This is a genomic window from Acinetobacter sp. EKM10A (genome assembly GCF_011075215.1).
In the GTDB taxonomy this organism is placed as follows: Bacteria; Pseudomonadota; Gammaproteobacteria; order Pseudomonadales; family Moraxellaceae; genus Acinetobacter; species Acinetobacter baumannii.
The window spans coordinates 68478-85391 of record NZ_JAALLK010000006.1 but is presented as its reverse complement, the minus strand read 5'-3'; the positions used below and the strand labels follow the sequence as shown (position 1 = coordinate 85391).

Genomic DNA, 16914 nt, shown 5'->3' with positions numbered 1-16914 from the left:
CTATACCCTGAATGATCTTGATGTTAAGCAATCTGACGCATATCGATTACCCGCTTTGCCTTTCCTTCCGAACGAGGTAAGGTCGCTTCTGTCACGACTTCTACAGTAACGCTAATCCCAATCATGGTTTTAATACGTTTCATCAACTCCTGAGCAAGTTGATTGGCCTGTATAGTACAGTTATGACACATCTCTGTACGAATATGCAAAGTATCCATATGGCCTTTTTTAGTCACCAAAATTTCATAATTTGGAACTAAATGTGGAACTTGCAAAATTTGCTCTTCAATTTGAGTCGGGAAAACGTTCACACCGCGAATAATCAGCATGTCGTCGCTACGACCCACAATTTTATCCATTTTGCGCATAGCCAGATTTTCACCCGGTAGTAAACGGGTCAAATCACGAGTACGGTAACGAATAATCGGTAAGCCTTCTTTGGTAATGGTTGTAAAGACTAGCTCGCCAAGTTCGCCATCTTTACAGACTTCACCTGTTTCAGGGTTAATAATTTCTGGGTAGAAATGATCTTCCCAAATGGTTAACCCTTCGCCCTCACCTAAGCACTGCATCGCAACGCCTGGACCCATGACCTCAGACAAACCATAAATATCGAGTGCTTTAATATTAAGGCGTTCTTCAATTTCACGGCGCAGTTCGTTGGTCCACGGCTCGGCACCAAAAATACCGACTTTTAAAGACGTATTACGTGCAGTACCAAATTGCTGTTCCAGCTTTTCAATAATACTCACGCAATACGATGGCGTAACCATAATTGCAGTCGGTTTAAAGTCTTGAATAAGCTGTACTTGCTTTTCAGTTTGCCCGCCAGACATTGGAATAACCGTTGCACCTAAGCGCTCGGCACCATAATGTGCGCCTAAACCACCTGTAAATAGTCCATAGCCATAAGCCACCTGAACCATGTCTTTTGCGGTTAAACCTGCCATACGTAAGCAACGCGCAACAATGTCCGACCAAGTGTTAATATCTTTTTGGGTATAACCCACCACAGTCGGTTTACCCGTTGTACCCGATGATGCATGTAAACGCACAATTTGCTCTTGCGGTACGGCAAACATTCCAAAAGGATAGTTGTCTCTTAAATCTTGTTTGGTGGTAAATGGAAACTTTGCCAGATCGTCTAAAGTCACGAAGTCATCAGGATGTACACCTGCTTCATCGAACTTTTTCTTATAGACCGGACTATTTTCATATACAAAAGTCAGGGTTTGCTTTAACCGTTTAGTTTGCAGCTCTCTAAGCTCTGCAAGTTTTAATTGCTCAACATTATCCATTGTAAGGCTGTCCATCGCCTCTCTCCTCATTATGTAATTTTAAAAACCGTCTGAATTAATTTAAGTTTTCCAAAATCAGTGCAACGCCTTGTCCAACACCTACACACATCGTGCAAAGTGCATAACGTCCACCTCGTTTTTTTAGCTCACGTGTTGCCGTAATGACTAAACGTGTACCGCTCATGCCTAATGGATGTCCTAACGCAATCGCACCGCCATTTGGGTTCACGCGTTCATCGTCATCTTTTAAACCGAGTTCACGCATACAAGCCAAAGATTGGGCTGCGAATGCTTCATTCAGCTCAATCACATCCATCTGATCTAGCGTTAAACCTGTTTGCTTTAAAATTTTCTGTACAGCCGGAACAGGACCTATACCCATATATTTGGGTTCAACCCCTGCACTTGCAATGCCTATCACGCGTGCTAAAGGTTTTAAACCATGTGTATCTGCAAATTCACGGTTGGTAATTAACACACACGCAGCACCATCATTTACACCAGAGGCATTTCCGGCAGTCACCGAACCGCCTTCTTTTTTAAATGGCGCTTTTAACTTTGCGAGTGCTTCAAGGGTCGTTTCACGCGGATGCTCATCGCGGTTCACCACAACCACGTTTTTCTTACGATCTACAATCTCGACAGGCAAAATCTCATCGTTAAAGAAACCGTTTTGCTGGGCAGCAGCGGTTTTTTGTTGGCTACGCAATGCAAACGCATCTTGATCTTCACGACTAATCTGATATTTTTCAGCTACATTTTCCGCAGTTTCCGGCATGCTGTCGGTGCCGTATTGCGCTTTAAGCTGCTTATTTACAAAGCGCCAACCAATGGTGGTGTCATAAATTTCAGGTGTACGGCTAAACGCTTCAGTTGGTTTAGCTTGTACAAATGGCGCACGGCTCATCGACTCAACACCACCTGCCAACACAAATTGTGCTTCACCAGCTTTAATTGAGCGTGCCGCAAGGCCTACTGCATCTAAACCCGAAGCACATAAGCGATTGACCGTCATCGCTGGTACAGTATCAGGTAGGCCAGCCAAGAGTGTTGCCATACGTGCAACGTTACGGTTGTCTTCACCTGCTTGGTTAGCACATCCTAAAAACACTTCGTCTACAGTATTCCACGGTAAGTTCGGGTGTTTATCTTTTAAATATTTGATGGGCAATGCAGCTAAATCATCTGCACGTACAGCACTTAAGGCACCTGCATATCGTCCAATTGGGGTACGAATAAAATCGCAAATTAAAACGTCTTCCATGTTGACTCCTGATTATGCAAATTCGGTCATATCGCGTGAATATTGAGTAGCAATGTTTTGAGTTTTCGCTACATATTGCTTGAGGTAGATACTCGCGCGATATTTTTCCTCTCCATACAGTGCATATAAGTTATTTAAGGTTTGGAGCACATAAGCGCCACCCATTTGTGTCAACCACTGATAAGGGCCTTTAGGATAATTCACTCCATATTTCATGGCATTATCAATATCTTCCAGACTCGCAACACCATGTAAACTTGCTTCACAGGCTTCATTAATGAGTAAAGCGATGGTGCGTAAGGTTAACAGTGCCGGATGGTCTTTAATCCACATCACACTCATACCAAACTGTGCAAAATAAGCTTCAACTTTAGCCAGATCACTTGCTTCACAAAGTTCGTTATGACTCAGTACTAAAGCCTCCGCCTGCTCAAAATCATGGTGCCAATCCATTAAAACCACTTTACGGCTTAGGTAATGAATATTGGCTGACTCACCTTGGCTTAAACGTAAGTCGATATCATCAATTTGAAGGATATTGTCATCACTCGCAGATCCGCCTTTTAAACCTAAACGCGTTAAAAACGCAGGTAACTGAGACCAAGTCCCTTTTAGCTGAATATGGGCATCGACTGGTTTGGCAACCACAGCTTGAGGCTGAAATGTCTCGTACTGATTTTTTTCGTTATAGGTATAAAAGCCTTGTTTTGACTTACGGCCCCAAGCACCTGCATCGACCAATTCTTTTTGAATGAGGCTTGGACGGTAGCGTGGTTCGTAAAAAAACTCTTGGTAAACGCTTTGCGTCACCGAAAAGTTAACATCTTGCCCAATCAGGTCAGTAAGTTCACAAGGCCCCATCGCAAAACCGCCACATTGCTTTAAGGCATAATCTAGCTGGTCATAGCTGGTGACTTGTTCTTGCAGTGCTCTAAAGCCTTCTGCATAAAACGGACGTGCAATTCGGTTAACAATAAAACCGGGAGTCGACTTGGTGAGTACAGGAATTTTTTTCCAATTCAACATCAAGTTTTTTAAAGCCAAACATAAGCTGTTTGGTGTTTTTAAGCCTTGCACAATTTCAACCAGTTTCATGACTGGTGCAGGATTAAAAAAGTGTAAACCCACTACGCGTTCAGGGTGAGTAATGCCCGCCGCAATTGCAGTCACTGAAATTGAAGATGTGTTACTTGCAAAAATGGTTTGTGCACTACAAATTTCAGCGAGCTGTTTAAATAAAGACTGTTTAACTTCTTTTTTCTCAACGACCGCTTCAATAACCAAGTCAGCATCACGCAGTGCTTCAACTTGATTCACCACAGTTAAACGCGCTAAAGCTTCATCAGCTTGCTGTTGTGTGAGCTTGCTCTTTTCAACCAGCTTTTTAAATGTCTGCCCTAAGCCTTGAGTGGCTTGTTGCGCTTTTTGAGCGTCTAGATCATATAAAACAGTCGAGTGCCCATTAACAATGGCTAACTGAGCAATGCCGATGCCCATAGTGCCAGAACCAATAACGGCAATTCGGGCACGAGATAAGTCTAAATCTGTCATGCTTAGCGCCCTTTAAAATTTGGTTCACGTTTATTCATAAAGGCTTGTACACCTTCACGATAATCTTCAGAACGGCCTGCAATGCGTTGTAAATCTCGTTCTAACAGCATTTGCTCATCAAAAGTGTTATTGCTTGATTGATGAATGGCTTTTTTAATGAGAGATAGACCAAATGTAGGCTGTTTCGCTAAACGTTCAGCGAGTTCAGTCACTTTTGTTTTAAGCTCGGCGTCTTCAACCACATCCCAAATCATGCCCCATTCTTTTGCGGTTTCTGCTGGGAGCTTGTCACCTAACAAAGCCAATCCCATCGCACGTGCATGACCTACAGCACGTGGTAAAAACCATGTACCAGCCGAGTCTGGAACCAAACCTAAACGGCAAAAGGCTTGTACGAAGTTTGCCGATTTAGCTGCAATCACCAAGTCACATGCCAGTGCAATATTTGCCCCTGCACCTGCTGCCACGCCATTTACGGCGCAAATGACAGGCTTTGGCATATTTACAATCCTTTTAATGAGCGGGTTATAGTAAGTTTCAATGGAATATCCTAAATCTGGAGCTTCAGCATTTGGGTCTACTACACGATCACCTAAGTCTTGCCCTGCACAGAAGCCACGGCCTTCGCCACTAATCACAACACAGCGAACATCCGGATTTTTGGTCCACTGGCTTAAAACCTCAGCCACTTCACGGTGCATATCAACGTTAAAGCTATTCAGTGCTTTTGGGCGGTTAAATGTCAGGTAGCCAACACCATTTTTTTCTTCAGCAATAATATTTTGATAGTCCATCACTCACCTCTAAACACTGGCTTTCTTTTCTCAAAGAAAGCGTTAATCCCTTCGTTTCGATCTTTTGTAGCCGCCAGCCAGACAAAGTTTTGACGTTCAAACTTGAGTCCCTGACTTAATGTTGTTTCATGAATACTTTTAATTGATTGTTTAATCACGCGAATCGCTAAAGGCGCTTGTTTGGCAATTTTGGCTGCAAGTTGAACGGCGTATTCGACGGTTAATTCGGTCGGCACCACTTGACTGCAAATGCCATGTTGCTCGGCTTGTTTTGCCGAAATCATCTCACCTGTCATAGCCCAGCGCATGGTGAGTTGTTGTCCTACCAAGCGTGCTAAACGTTGTGTTCCGCCTGCACCCGGCAACATACCTAAGGTAATTTCAGGTAAAGCGAATCGGGCATTTTCACCGCAAACCACCATATCTGAATGCAAAACCAACTCAAACCCAGCGCCTAAGGCATAGCCATTGACTGCACTAATCAGTGGCTTACTAAAAGCATCAATTTTTTGCCAAAGCTTCGGGCGAATATCGAGTTGCAAAGACACGGCGTCCATTGCAGCCAACTCACTTAGATCTGCTCCAGCCGCAAAACACTGAGCGTTACCCGTTAAAACCACTGCTTTGACTTGAGCATTATGTTCAGCTTCTTCGAGCAACTCGCATAAACACTGCAATGTTGCATTGTTTAAAGCATTTCTTTTTTCCGGACGGTTTAGGGTTAATAACAAAACACCATCAGTTGCTGTGCTGGCTTTGATCAACTCTTGCATGACAGCCTCTATTCATCAAAACTCAAGCGAACATTTGAGCCTTTTGGTAAGGTCTGACAGCTCAGCACATAGCCCTTTTCAACTTCATCTTCTTCAAGACTATAGTTAAGGAACATGTCGACTTCGCCTGAAAGTACCTTACAGCGACAGGTTGCGCATACCCCACCTTTACATGCATACGGTAAGTCGGCACCCGCACGTAAAGCTGCATCAAGAATACTTTCATCATCTTGAGCCACAGAAACAATCAGCTCACGACCATCTAAAATGATGTTGACCTTTTCTTCTTTACGGTTTGCATCTGCTTCAACACAACGTTTACGCGCTTGTCCTGTATGGAAACGTTCGGTGTGAATGCGCTCTTTGGCAATACCAAAGTTCGGCAACGTATTTTCTACGGCATTCATCATTTCGTCTGGGCCGCAGGCAAAAACATGGTCAAAATTTGTTTCAAGCACTTCAAAATCAAAAAGTTGCTTAAGCTTTTCTGCATCAATACGACCGTTCATCAGTTCACTATCGTTGAACTCACGAGAAAAAATATTGATGAGTTGAAAGCGTTCTTTAAACTGATCCTTCAAATCCATAATTTGCTCGGCAAACATGGTTTGTTTCCATGAGCGATTGCCATAGAGCAAGGTAAAGTTAGCTTCAGGTTGTTCAAATAAAACTTGTTTAATAATTGATAGAATTGGCGTGATACCACTACCCGCAGCAACGCCTAAATAGTTTTGTCCGCCCATCTTGGCTGCTTTTTGAAAAAACACGCCTTGTGGTGGCATGACTTCAAGTACATCGCCCACTTTTAAATGGTCATTTGCCCAGTTTGAAAATTGACCCTGATCAATTTTTTTAACCGCAATACTGATATCTTCTTTGCCCGCATAGCTACAAATTGAATAACATCGGCGGATTTCACCCGCTTCGGTTAAATGGCGAATGGTTAAATGTTGCCCCGGTTGAAATTGAAATTGTTCTTGTTGTTCAGGTACAACGTCAAATGCAATACAAATTGCCTGATCGGTTTGCGGTGTAATACTTTTTACTTTTAATGGTACAAATTGGCTCATGGCTGATTTCCTTATCTAAAGACTTAAATACATTTGAAGTAATCAAAAGGCTCAAGACAGTCCTGACATTTATAAAGTGCTTTACAGGCAGTAGAACTAAACTCTGTTAACAGTCGGGTATGTCGGCTTTTGCAACGTGGGCACTCGACACCATCATTTAAATGAACATGAGTACCACATTGATGCGCCAACCCTTCAGGTGGTGCAATGCCATAAACTTGCAGTTTCTTTTTCCCTGCTTCAGACATCCAATCCGTGGTCCATGCTTCTGACAAATCGACCATGACTTTGACCGGTGTCAAAGCTTCTGCGGTAAATGCCTCAACAATTTGTGCTTTGAGCATATCTGTTGCTGGGCAACCGCTATATGTCGGAGTTAGACGAACAACGATTTCTTGTTGATTGTTAATCTCTACACCGCGAATCATGCCTAAATCGACAACCGATAAAACCGGAATTTCAGGGTCACTTACCGTTTGTAGAACGTCCCAACATTGGTCGATGCAATGACGAATCATTTGCATGGCTCACCTCCTTGTCTTACCAGGTCATTCCCGGATAAGTTCTTTGAATACATTGCATTTCAGCCAACAAATAACCCAAATGCTCGGTATGCAATCCTTGTTTCGCACCACGGCGATAAGCACCGTTCACAGCAACATTTAATTCAAAACGCTTAAGCTCATCTGCAATGGTTTGGTTCCATTGTTCTTTTTCATTTGAAAAATCTGGAATCACACCTTCTGCAACTAATGCTTTTTCGTCTGCACTCAGTTCAAATAATTCAGCGGTAAAGCGCCATAAATTATTTAATCCGTCTTGTACACGTTGATGCGCTTCATCTGTGCTTAAACTTAAACGTTCCATCCAGCTTGTCGAAAAGCGGATGTGATACTTCACTTCTTTTAAAGATTTGACAGCAAGCGCACTTAATTCAGGAAGTGAGCTTTGCGCTAAAGCCGTAAATAAATGAAGATGGTAATGGTCCATCAACCATTGGCGTACAATCGTTTGTGCAAAGTCACCATTGGGTTGTTCGCACAACAAGAGGTTTAAAAACTCACGTTCTGTACGGAAATACGCAAGTTGGTCTTCATCACGTTGAGCTTCATCATATTGACCAGCCAAAGTCAGAAAGTTTCTTGCTTGACCCAACAAGTCCAAGCCGATATTGGCTAAGGCAATATCAATTTCTAGCTCAGGTGCATGCCCGCACCATTCAGCCAAACGCTGAGATAAAACCAGTTGGCTGTCGCCAATATGTAATAAGAATTTAGATAAAACTGAATGATTCATTTGCCATTCCCCTTACATGTGCTCAATGCCATCTGGGATATGGTAAAAAGTCGGATGACGATAAACCTTGTCTAAAGAAGGATCGAAAAATTCAGCTTTTTCATCTGGCTGTGATGACTTAATCAGTTCTGAACGGACCACCCAAATGCTAATTCCTTCATTACGACGCGTGTAAACATCACGAGCATGTTGTAATGCAATTTCATCATCCGGTGCTCTTAAGCTGCCTACATGACGGTGGCTTAAGCCTTGTTTACTACGTACAAATACTTCGTAGAGCGACCAGTTGTTTTTATCTTCCATTTTGATTTCCTCAAATTTTTCCATAAATCTTGTTAAGCCACTTTGTTCGCTTCAAGCTGCTGTTTTTTCGCGTAGACTACTGCTGCATCACGAACCCATTTGCCGTTTTCCCATGCTTTACGGCGTGCTTCGATACGCTCGTGATTACATGGTCCACGTCCGGCAATCACGTCATTAAATTCGTGCCAGTCAATCTCGCCAAACTCATAGTGGCCTGTTTCTTCATTGAACTTTAAATCTGGGTCCGGTACTTCCAAGCCGAGTTGCAACACTTGCGGTACAGTGTTATCGACAAACTTTTGACGTAATTCATCGTTACTAAAGCGTTTGATTTTCCACGCCATGCTTTGTGCGCTGTTTGGAGAGTGCTCATCACTTGGACCAAACATCATGAGTGCTGGCCACCAGAAACGGTTCACTGCATCTTGGGCCATCTGTTTTTGTTCCGGTGTACCGTTTGCCAAAGCCATCATGGCTTCAAAACCTTGACGTTGGTGGAAACTTTCTTCTTTACAAATACGTACCATTGCACGTGCATATGGCCCATATGAAGTACGGCAAAGCGCAACTTGGTTCACAATGGCTGCCCCATCGACAAGCCAACCAATTGCAGCCACATCTGCCCAAGTCAAAGTTGGATAGTTAAAGATTGATGAGTATTTCATTTTCCCATTAATCAACTTTTCCATCATGTCATCACGGTCAGCACCTAAGGTTTCTGCTGCGCTATACAGATATAAACCATGACCCGCTTCATCTTGTACTTTCGCGAGCAAAACCGCTTTGCGTTTTAAAGTTGGCGCACGAGTAATCCAGTTTCCTTCAGGCAACATACCTACAATTTCAGAATGGCCATGTTGCCCGATTTGACGAATCAATGTTTTGCGGTAGGCATCAGGCATTTGATCCTTAGCCTCGATCGTAATTTCATTGGCAATATTTTGTTCAAATTTCTGGTAATTGTTTTCCATTCTTTCATTCCCTGTAGGTATCACCCTTGAATCTATTTTTCGATACACTAAAAACAAAGTCAATCACTTTTTTAGTATCAAATTAAATCCAATCAATAAACAAGAAATAAATATTTGAAATTAATAAATATTAATTAAAAACAAAAAATATTTTTACGTTTACAAATCAAAATAAAGTTGACTTTTAGACAAATTAATCTGAAATTATGAATCATATTTTTGCAATTTTTATAATTGATGTATCAAATAAAAAGGAGTTTGGTCATGCTTGAACAAGCACACCTAGAAGGAACCTCAACTGACACAGATTTTCAGCAGTCTGAGCATCAACTGCCTCATCTTGCTTCTTATGTCTATGGAACATGGCATTCGTCTGACGAAGAATTACGTACCGTTTATCATGCCATTACAGGTGAATCGATTTATGCCGTAAGTAGTCATGGCATAGATATGAAACGTGTTGTTCAGTATGCCAAACAGAATGGTTCAGAACTGGCTAACTGGACGTTTCACCAACGTGCTAATGCGTTAAAACAAATTGCCCAACATTTACTTGAACGTAAGGAAGACTTCTACAAACTTGCTTATGCGACAGGCGCAACTCGTAAAGATGCGTGGATTGATATTGAAGGCGGGATCCAGACATTATTTGCTTATTCAAGTCTGGTTCGCCGTGAACTCAATGATGAAAAAATTATTACTGAAGATAGCTGGATTCAACTCTCTAAAAATGGCACTTTCGGCGCTAAACACATTTTAAGCCCTAAAGCAGGTGTTGCCGTTCACATTAATGCTTTTAACTTCCCAATTTGGGGAATGCTTGAAAAGATTGCACCGACGCTACTTGCAGGCGTGCCATGTATTGTGAAACCAGCAACCGATGGTGCCCAATTAACTCAAGCAGTTGTAAAAGCCATTGAGGAAACACATGTCTTACCAAAAGGCTCACTACAACTCATTTGCGGTCAGACTTATGACCTGTTAGAACAGTTAGGCCCACAAGACTGTGTCACCTTTACAGGTTCTGCTTACACAGGTCAAAAACTACGTAACCACCCTCACCTCAATAAATATTCGATTCCATTTAGCATGGAAGCCGACTCTGTAAACAGTGCAATTTTAAGCCCTGAGGCAAATGAAGAGACTGTCGATTTATTTGTGCGTGAAGTCTTCCGTGAAATGACTACAAAAACAGGCCAAAAATGTACTGCTATTCGTCGCGCTTTCGTTCCTGAAAATTTGTTAGCGACTGTACAAGAGAAGCTGACTGCCAAACTTGCTAAAGTTGTGGTGGGCGACCCTCAAAAAGAAGAAACCACCATGGGTGCTTTAGCGAGCATAAAACAAAAACATGACGTTGCAGAAAAAGTTGCCGAACTCAGCAAAGATGCAAAAATTGTTTTTGGTGGCAACGATAGCTTTACATTTAATGCAGATCATCCTGAAAAAGGCGCTTTTTTCGCTCCAACTTTATTGGTGTGCGAACAACCTTTACAAGCGACGAATGTTCATACCACGGAAGCTTTCGGTCCGGTATGTACACTCATGCCATATCAAAACATTGAAGAACTAGCTGATCTTGTTTCACGTGGTGAAGGTAGCCTAGTGGCTTCTGTCGTTATAAATAACGATGAAAATATTGAACAGATTATTCAAAAAATTGCGCCTTGGCATGGCCGTGTGCATGTACTCGATGCAGAGTCAGCAAAAGAAAGTACAGGTCATGGTTCACCACTTCCACATTTAGTACACGGCGGCCCTGGTCGTGCAGGTGGCGGTGAAGAGTTAGGTGGTATTCGCGCGGTTAAACATTATATGCAGCGCACTGCAATTCAGGGTTCTCCAAACAGTCTGACGCAAATTACTCACTCATGGACTGCTGGCTCAAAAGTTAATGAGGACCGTGTACATCCATTTAAAAAGTCTTTTGATGAGTTAGTGATTGGTGAACGTTTATTAACGGCGCGTCGTACAGTCACCGAAGCAGATATTGTCAATTTTGCTTGTTTAAGCGGTGACTACTTCTATGCACATACTGACAAAATCGCAGCGGCCGAGTCTTTCTTTGGTGAACGTGTGGCACACGGCTACTTCATTGTGTCTGCCGCAGCAGGTCTATTTGTAGATGCAGCACAAGGCCCTGTAATTGCCAATTATGGTATGGACAACTTACGTTTTGTTGAACCTGTTAAAATCGGTGACTCGATTCAGGTTGAACTCACCTGTAAACAAAAAACACCTAAACCACAAAAAGACCCGTCTCAGCCTGCGCATGGCGTTGTGGTATGGGATATTAAAGTCAAAAACCAACGCGGTGAACTTGTCGCAACTTACGACATTTTAACCTTAGTTGCTCGTGAGGCTTAATGTTTAAATTGAGATGGGGTCACCTCGTCCCCATCTCATTTTTTTAGCACTCAATGGCGTTAACAGCAAGGCCACCTTTTGAAGTCTCTTTATATTTCTCAGACATATCTTTACCTGTTTCCTTCATAGTCTGAATGACTTTATCTAGGGTGACAAAGTGTTCATCGTCATCATGAAGTGCCATTTGGGCTGCATTAATGGCTTTTACGGCTGCAATTGCATTTCGTTCAATGCAAGGCACCTGAACCAAACCACCAATCGGGTCACACGTTAAACCTAAATTATGTTCAAGCCCAATTTCAGCCGCATGTTCCACCTGTTCAGGCGATGCTCCTAAAATCTCGGCTAAACCCGCCGAAGCCATTGCACATGCCGAGCCGACTTCACCCTGACACCCTACTTCTGCACCAGAAATAGAAGCATTGAGTTTACATAAAATGCCAACGGCTGCCGCACTTAAAAAGAAACGAACCACTTTATCTTCGGAAAAGTCTTTAGAGAAAGTCACGTAGTAATATAAAACTGCCGGAATAATTCCTGCGGCCCCATTTGTAGGTGCCGTCACTACTCGACCGCCAGCAGCATTTTCTTCATTTACCGCTAAGGCAAATAAATTGACCCATTCCATCGCATGAAAAGTCGTCACAATCAGGTTTGAGTTTTTCTTATTTAATAACTTATCGTGAATTTTTTTAGCACGACGTTTTACGTTTAATCCGCCCGGTAATATTCCTTCATTAATTAATCCGTTGTGAATGCACTGCTGCATCACTTTCCAGATTTCCATAATCTTGCTGCGAATCTCAGTTTCACTCCGCCACCTTTTTTCATTTTCAAGCATTAACTCGCTCACTGATAAATGATGAGTCTTACATAAGCTTAAAAGTTCAGCCGCACTGTGAAATGGATATGGAACTTTAACGTCGTTGGTTTCAGTGTGGGTGTGTGTTAATTGTCTTTCACTGACAATAAAGCCACCACCAACCGAATAGTAAGTTTCTGCATACAAAACTTCTTGTGCCCCGTTATACGCTATCAGCTCCATTGCATTGGGGTGATAAGGCAAAGATTCATCTAAAAAAAGCACATCATGCTTATAGTCAAAAGAAATACTCTTTTGCTGATTAAGCTGGATTGCCTTATTTTCAAGAACATCTTCAATCAAGCTTGTACTTACTTGAGTATCAATATGTTCAGGATCAAAGCCCATTAAACCTAAAAGAACAGCCTTGTCTGTCGCATGACCGACACCGGTTGCCGACAGCGATCCATATAACTTCACCTGAACTCTAACCGTCGCTTGTAAATCGTTTTGCTTCAATAAATCATCCACAAAACTGTATGCCGCTCGCATGGGTCCAACTGTATGGGAGCTAGATGGGCCGATGCCAATTTTAAAAAGATCAAATACACTAATAAACACGTGGTCCTACCTTCGATTCATTATTATTCGTATGTTCGTCATTATTGTGTCCTTTCGGATAGCTCTAAAATTATCATTAAGCCATCTATAAAGCACTGAAAATAAATGGTTCATTGCCTAAAAACAACACAATCAATTGCTAATACAGCCTTTTTAAAAAATTGAATTTTCCATTAATTTAAATGGTAAATGACTCAACCAATATTGAAGAATTGTTCTTTTGAGCAAATAAAATCACAAACCTTTGCCAATTTTTTATAAAAATATTTGGTTTTCAAGTTATTTTCTTGAAATTTAGACTATTTAAAATCAATTAAAAACAAACATTTACATAGTATTTAAATCATTCATTGCCCATAAATAGAATAAAAATTCCCCTATTTACCAATAACCATATATCGTATACGATATATGAAAGAACAATAGTTCTGTCGTTAAGGAAAACGTAATGACAAGTCAGTTTAAAAAACAGTTATCTCTAATGGATCTTACATTCATTGGCTTAGGCGCCATTTTCGGTTCAGGATGGTTATTTTCAGCAAGTCATGTGGCCTCTCAAGCCGGCCCTGCGGGTATATTGTCATGGATTATTGGGGGCTTTGCCGTTTTAATTCTGGGAATTATTTATTGTGAGTTAGGCGCAGCCTTACCCCGAGCAGGCGGTATTATCCGTTATCCCGTATTTTCACATGGCCCATTACAAGGATATTTATTGGGTTCTGTGACCGTCATTGCCTTTTCAAGTTTAATTGCAATTGAAGTCGTCGCTGCCCGCGAATATGCAGCCGCATGGTTCCCTTCTCTTACCGCCGTACATGATGGTGTTCGAACTCCAACTACCATTGGATGGTTGTTTCAGTTTGCGCTTTTATGCGTATTTTTTGCATTGAACTATTACAGCGTAAAAACCTTTGCAATTGCCAACAATCTGATTAGTGCATTGAAATTTGCTGTTCCGGTTTTAGTGATGGTTGCTCTTCTATACCATTTTAAACCTGCAAACTTTTCAATGACCGAGTTTGCCCCAATGGGCGCTCACGGCGTACAAGGTGCCGTATCTGCTGGTGGTATTATTTTTGCGTATTTGGGTTTAACGCCGATTATTTCGGTAGCAAGTGAAGTAAAACGTCCTCAATTTACGATTCCTTTTGCACTCATCTTATCTGTCGTTTTGGCAACGATTATTTATGTAGTGCTTCAAGTTGCTTTCTTAGGTGCAGTACCTACCGATATGTTAGCAAATGGTTGGTCAGGACTTAGTGACAAGTTCCCATTACCTTACCGTGACATTGCCATGTTATTAGGTTTGGGATGGTTAGCACTGTTAGTTGTTTCAGATGCCATTATTTCTCCGTCTGGCTGCGGCAATATCTATATGGCTGCAACTCCACGTGTCATTTATGCATGGTCAAACAGTAATACATTCTTCCGTATTTTTACGCGTGTAGATCCGAAATCAGGCATTCCTCGTTATGCATTATGGTTAACGTTTGCACTTTCAGTATTTTGGACCATGCCGTTTCCATCTTGGGATAAATTAATTTCCGTAGTTTCAGCAGCGTTAGTTTTAAGTTATGCCCTTGCTCCTGTCACAGTGGGTGCCTTACGCCGTAATGCTCCTGAGCTTGAACGTCCATTCTATGTAAAAGGATTTACTGTTCTCGGGCCGCTCGCTTTTGTCATTGCGTCTTTTATTGTGTATTGGTCTGGCTGGAATGTCATTTCATGGTTGCTAGGCGCACAAATCGTGTTGTTTGCACTCTACGTCATTTTTAAGCGCTACGTGCCAACCCAAGAAGTCAGCCTTGCCCAACAGTTAAAGTCATCAACATGGCTCCTTGTTTACTACATTTTAATGATTCTTGCCTCTTACCTTGGCAGCTTCGGTGATGGCGCAACACACCTATTGGCAGCGCCTTTCGACACCTTATTCGTCATGGTGATTTCTCTTGGTTGCTACTACTGGGGTATACGCTCAGGTTTACCAAAAGCACTGATTAAAAATGACGATGAAGCTTAGCGTTCGTTTGCTTAAACACATATAAGTTAAGGTTTTCTTTTGATTAATACCGTATACAAAATACAATATTCTCAAATGTAAAACCTTCGCTTTGATAACTCTCCAACGTCATAAGAACCACTTTTGACGTTCACTCTCAAGTGAGGTTGATAATGTTAAATATTACTGGTCAAAATTTTATTGCAGGTCAACGTTCAAGTGCAGGCAGTAAGTTTGTATTAAGCTACGATGCTGCAACAGATGAAGCATTACCCTATCAGTTTGCTCAAGCAACTCCTGAAGAAATTGATCAGGCAGCTCAAGCAACTGCATTGGCTTATCCGGCTTTTAGACAAACTACGCCAGAACAACGCGCTGTTTTTCTAGAAACGATTGCCAGTGAAATTGATGCGCTTGATGACCAGTTTATTGCAACAGTCTGTCAAGAAACTGCCTTACCAGAAGCGCGTATTCGCGGTGAACGTGGGCGGACCACAGGTCAATTACGCCTATTTGCTCAAGTATTACGCCGTGGTGACTATTTAGGTGCCCGTATTGATTTGGCTTTACCTGAGCGCCAGCCACTTCCACGTCCAGATTTACGTCAATATAAAATCGGTGTTGGACCAGTGGCCGTATTTGGCGCAAGTAATTTCCCTCTCGCCTTTTCTACTGCGGGTGGCGATACCGCTTCAGCACTTGCTGCTGGATGTCCAGTTATTGTGAAGGCTCATAGCGGTCACATGGCAACAGCAGAATCCATTGCAAATGCCATTTGTAGTGCGATTGAGAAATGCGCTATGCCAAAAGGCATCTTTAGCATGATTTATGGTCAAGGTGTCGGTGAGCCACTGGTAAAACATCCAGCAATCAAAGCCGTTGGATTTACAGGTTCACTCAAAGGTGGTCGTGCTCTATGCGATTTAGCTGCCGCACGTCCTGAACCCATTCCTGTTTTTGCCGAAATGTCGAGCATTAACCCAATGATTTTATTACCCGAAGCTCTAAAAGTGCGTGGTGATAAAATTGCGACCGAACTTAGTGGTTCAGTGGTTTTAGGCTGCGGTCAGTTTTGTACTAATCCGGGCCTAATTATTGGAATTAAATCACCTGAATTTAGCCAATTCCTTGACCAGTTCAAGGCTGCAATGGCTCAGCAACCGCCACAAACTATGCTTAACAAAGGCACTTTAAGAAGCTACGAGCATGGTCTTGAAGCATTACTCGCACATGACAAGATTGAGCATTTAGCGGGTCAACCACAACAAGGCCAGCAAGCCTATCCTCAGCTCTTTAAAGCCGATGTATCTCTTTTACTCGAGCATGATGAATTACTTCAAGAAGAAGTGTTCGGCCCAACGACGATTGTGATTGAAGTTGAATCGGCAGAGCAGCTTGCTCTCACTTTAAATGGTCTACGTGGTCAACTTACAGCATCATTAATTGCCGAGCCACAAGATTTTGAGAACTTCGCGACCCTTATTCCATTACTCGAAGAAAAAGCAGGACGTTTACTTCTAAATGGTTACCCAACAGGTGTGGAAGTCTGTGATGCCATGGTTCACGGCGGGCCATATCCTGCAACTTCAGATGCACGCGGTACATCGGTAGGAACCTTGGCAATCGAACGTTATTTACGTCCAGTATGCTACCAAAACTATCCAGATCACTTATTGCCACTCGCCCTTCAAAACGCCAATCCGCTTGGTATCGCGCGCTTAGTCAATGGTGAAATGAGTAAAGCTGCTCTTTAATTTTTTTAAAGGAGTTTATCCAAGAGATGAACTCCTTTTTTAGTTCAAAGC

Annotated in this window: 14 protein-coding genes; 3 read left to right on the top strand and 11 right to left on the bottom strand. The window is 42.2% G+C overall.

What is annotated here, in order from left to right; translation table 11 throughout:
- Positions 1-23 precede the first annotated feature (23 nt).
- Genes paaK through paaA form a run of 10 tightly spaced genes read right to left on the bottom strand, consistent with a single transcriptional unit; the run spans position 24 to position 9320 of the window.
- Positions 24-1313, bottom strand: a complete 1290-nt coding sequence (gene paaK, locus G9371_RS09820; protein ID WP_029424195.1) for a phenylacetate--CoA ligase PaaK — start codon at positions 1311-1313, stop codon at positions 24-26.
- 40 nt (positions 1314-1353) lie between these two features.
- Positions 1354-2562 carry a 3-oxoadipyl-CoA thiolase gene (gene pcaF, locus G9371_RS09815; RefSeq protein ID WP_000390396.1) on the bottom strand — a complete coding sequence of 403 codons (1209 nt, stop codon included), beginning with the start codon at positions 2560-2562 and terminating at the stop codon, positions 1354-1356.
- Between the two features lie 12 nt (positions 2563-2574).
- Complete coding sequence (locus tag G9371_RS09810; RefSeq protein WP_029424196.1) at positions 2575-4113, bottom strand: 3-hydroxyacyl-CoA dehydrogenase; 1539 nt, start codon at positions 4111-4113, stop codon at positions 2575-2577.
- Positions 4114-4115: 2 nt separating this feature from the next.
- Complete coding sequence (paaG, locus tag G9371_RS09805; RefSeq protein WP_165471267.1) at positions 4116-4907, bottom strand: 2-(1,2-epoxy-1,2-dihydrophenyl)acetyl-CoA isomerase PaaG; 792 nt, start codon at positions 4905-4907, stop codon at positions 4116-4118.
- Positions 4907-5680, bottom strand: coding sequence for an enoyl-CoA hydratase-related protein (locus G9371_RS09800; RefSeq protein WP_016141437.1), 774 nt, complete (start codon positions 5678-5680; stop codon positions 4907-4909). Before G9371_RS09800 ends, paaG begins: the two co-directional genes overlap by 1 nt.
- Before the next feature lie 8 nt (positions 5681-5688).
- Positions 5689-6750: a 1,2-phenylacetyl-CoA epoxidase subunit PaaE gene (gene paaE / locus G9371_RS09795; protein WP_029424197.1), complete on the bottom strand. Its 1062-nt coding sequence runs from the start codon at positions 6748-6750 to the stop codon at positions 5689-5691.
- Between the two features lie 23 nt (positions 6751-6773).
- Entirely contained in the window at positions 6774-7274 is a 501-nt protein-coding gene (gene paaD / locus G9371_RS09790) for a 1,2-phenylacetyl-CoA epoxidase subunit PaaD (RefSeq protein WP_029424198.1), read from the bottom strand.
- 16 nt (positions 7275-7290) lie between these two features.
- Entirely contained in the window at positions 7291-8046 is a 756-nt protein-coding gene (gene paaC / locus G9371_RS09785; protein WP_001016798.1) for a 1,2-phenylacetyl-CoA epoxidase subunit PaaC, read from the bottom strand.
- A gap of 12 nt (positions 8047-8058) precedes the next feature.
- Positions 8059-8349 carry a 1,2-phenylacetyl-CoA epoxidase subunit PaaB gene (paaB, locus tag G9371_RS09780; RefSeq protein WP_000389648.1) on the bottom strand — a complete coding sequence of 97 codons (291 nt, stop codon included), beginning with the start codon at positions 8347-8349 and terminating at the stop codon, positions 8059-8061.
- A gap of 32 nt (positions 8350-8381) precedes the next feature.
- Positions 8382-9320, bottom strand: coding sequence for a 1,2-phenylacetyl-CoA epoxidase subunit PaaA (gene paaA / locus G9371_RS09775; protein ID WP_029424199.1), 939 nt, complete (start codon positions 9318-9320; stop codon positions 8382-8384).
- A 264-nt stretch (positions 9321-9584) separates the two neighbouring features.
- On the opposite strand from paaA, the gene paaZ reads away from it, so the two are divergent.
- Positions 9585-11687, top strand: coding sequence for a phenylacetic acid degradation bifunctional protein PaaZ (gene paaZ, locus G9371_RS09770; RefSeq protein ID WP_165471266.1), 2103 nt, complete (start codon positions 9585-9587; stop codon positions 11685-11687).
- A 43-nt stretch (positions 11688-11730) separates the two neighbouring features.
- On the opposite strand, the gene G9371_RS09765 is transcribed toward paaZ, so the two are convergent.
- Positions 11731-13110, bottom strand: a complete 1380-nt coding sequence (locus G9371_RS09765; protein ID WP_029424201.1) for an L-serine ammonia-lyase — start codon at positions 13108-13110, stop codon at positions 11731-11733.
- A gap of 448 nt (positions 13111-13558) precedes the next feature.
- On the opposite strand from G9371_RS09765, the gene G9371_RS09760 reads away from it, so the two are divergent.
- Positions 13559-15130: an APC family permease gene (locus G9371_RS09760; RefSeq protein ID WP_000203776.1), complete on the top strand. Its 1572-nt coding sequence runs from the start codon at positions 13559-13561 to the stop codon at positions 15128-15130.
- A gap of 152 nt (positions 15131-15282) precedes the next feature.
- Positions 15283-16863, top strand: coding sequence for an aldehyde dehydrogenase (NADP(+)) (locus G9371_RS09755; RefSeq protein ID WP_029424202.1), 1581 nt, complete (start codon positions 15283-15285; stop codon positions 16861-16863).
- Positions 16864-16914 lie beyond the last annotated feature (51 nt).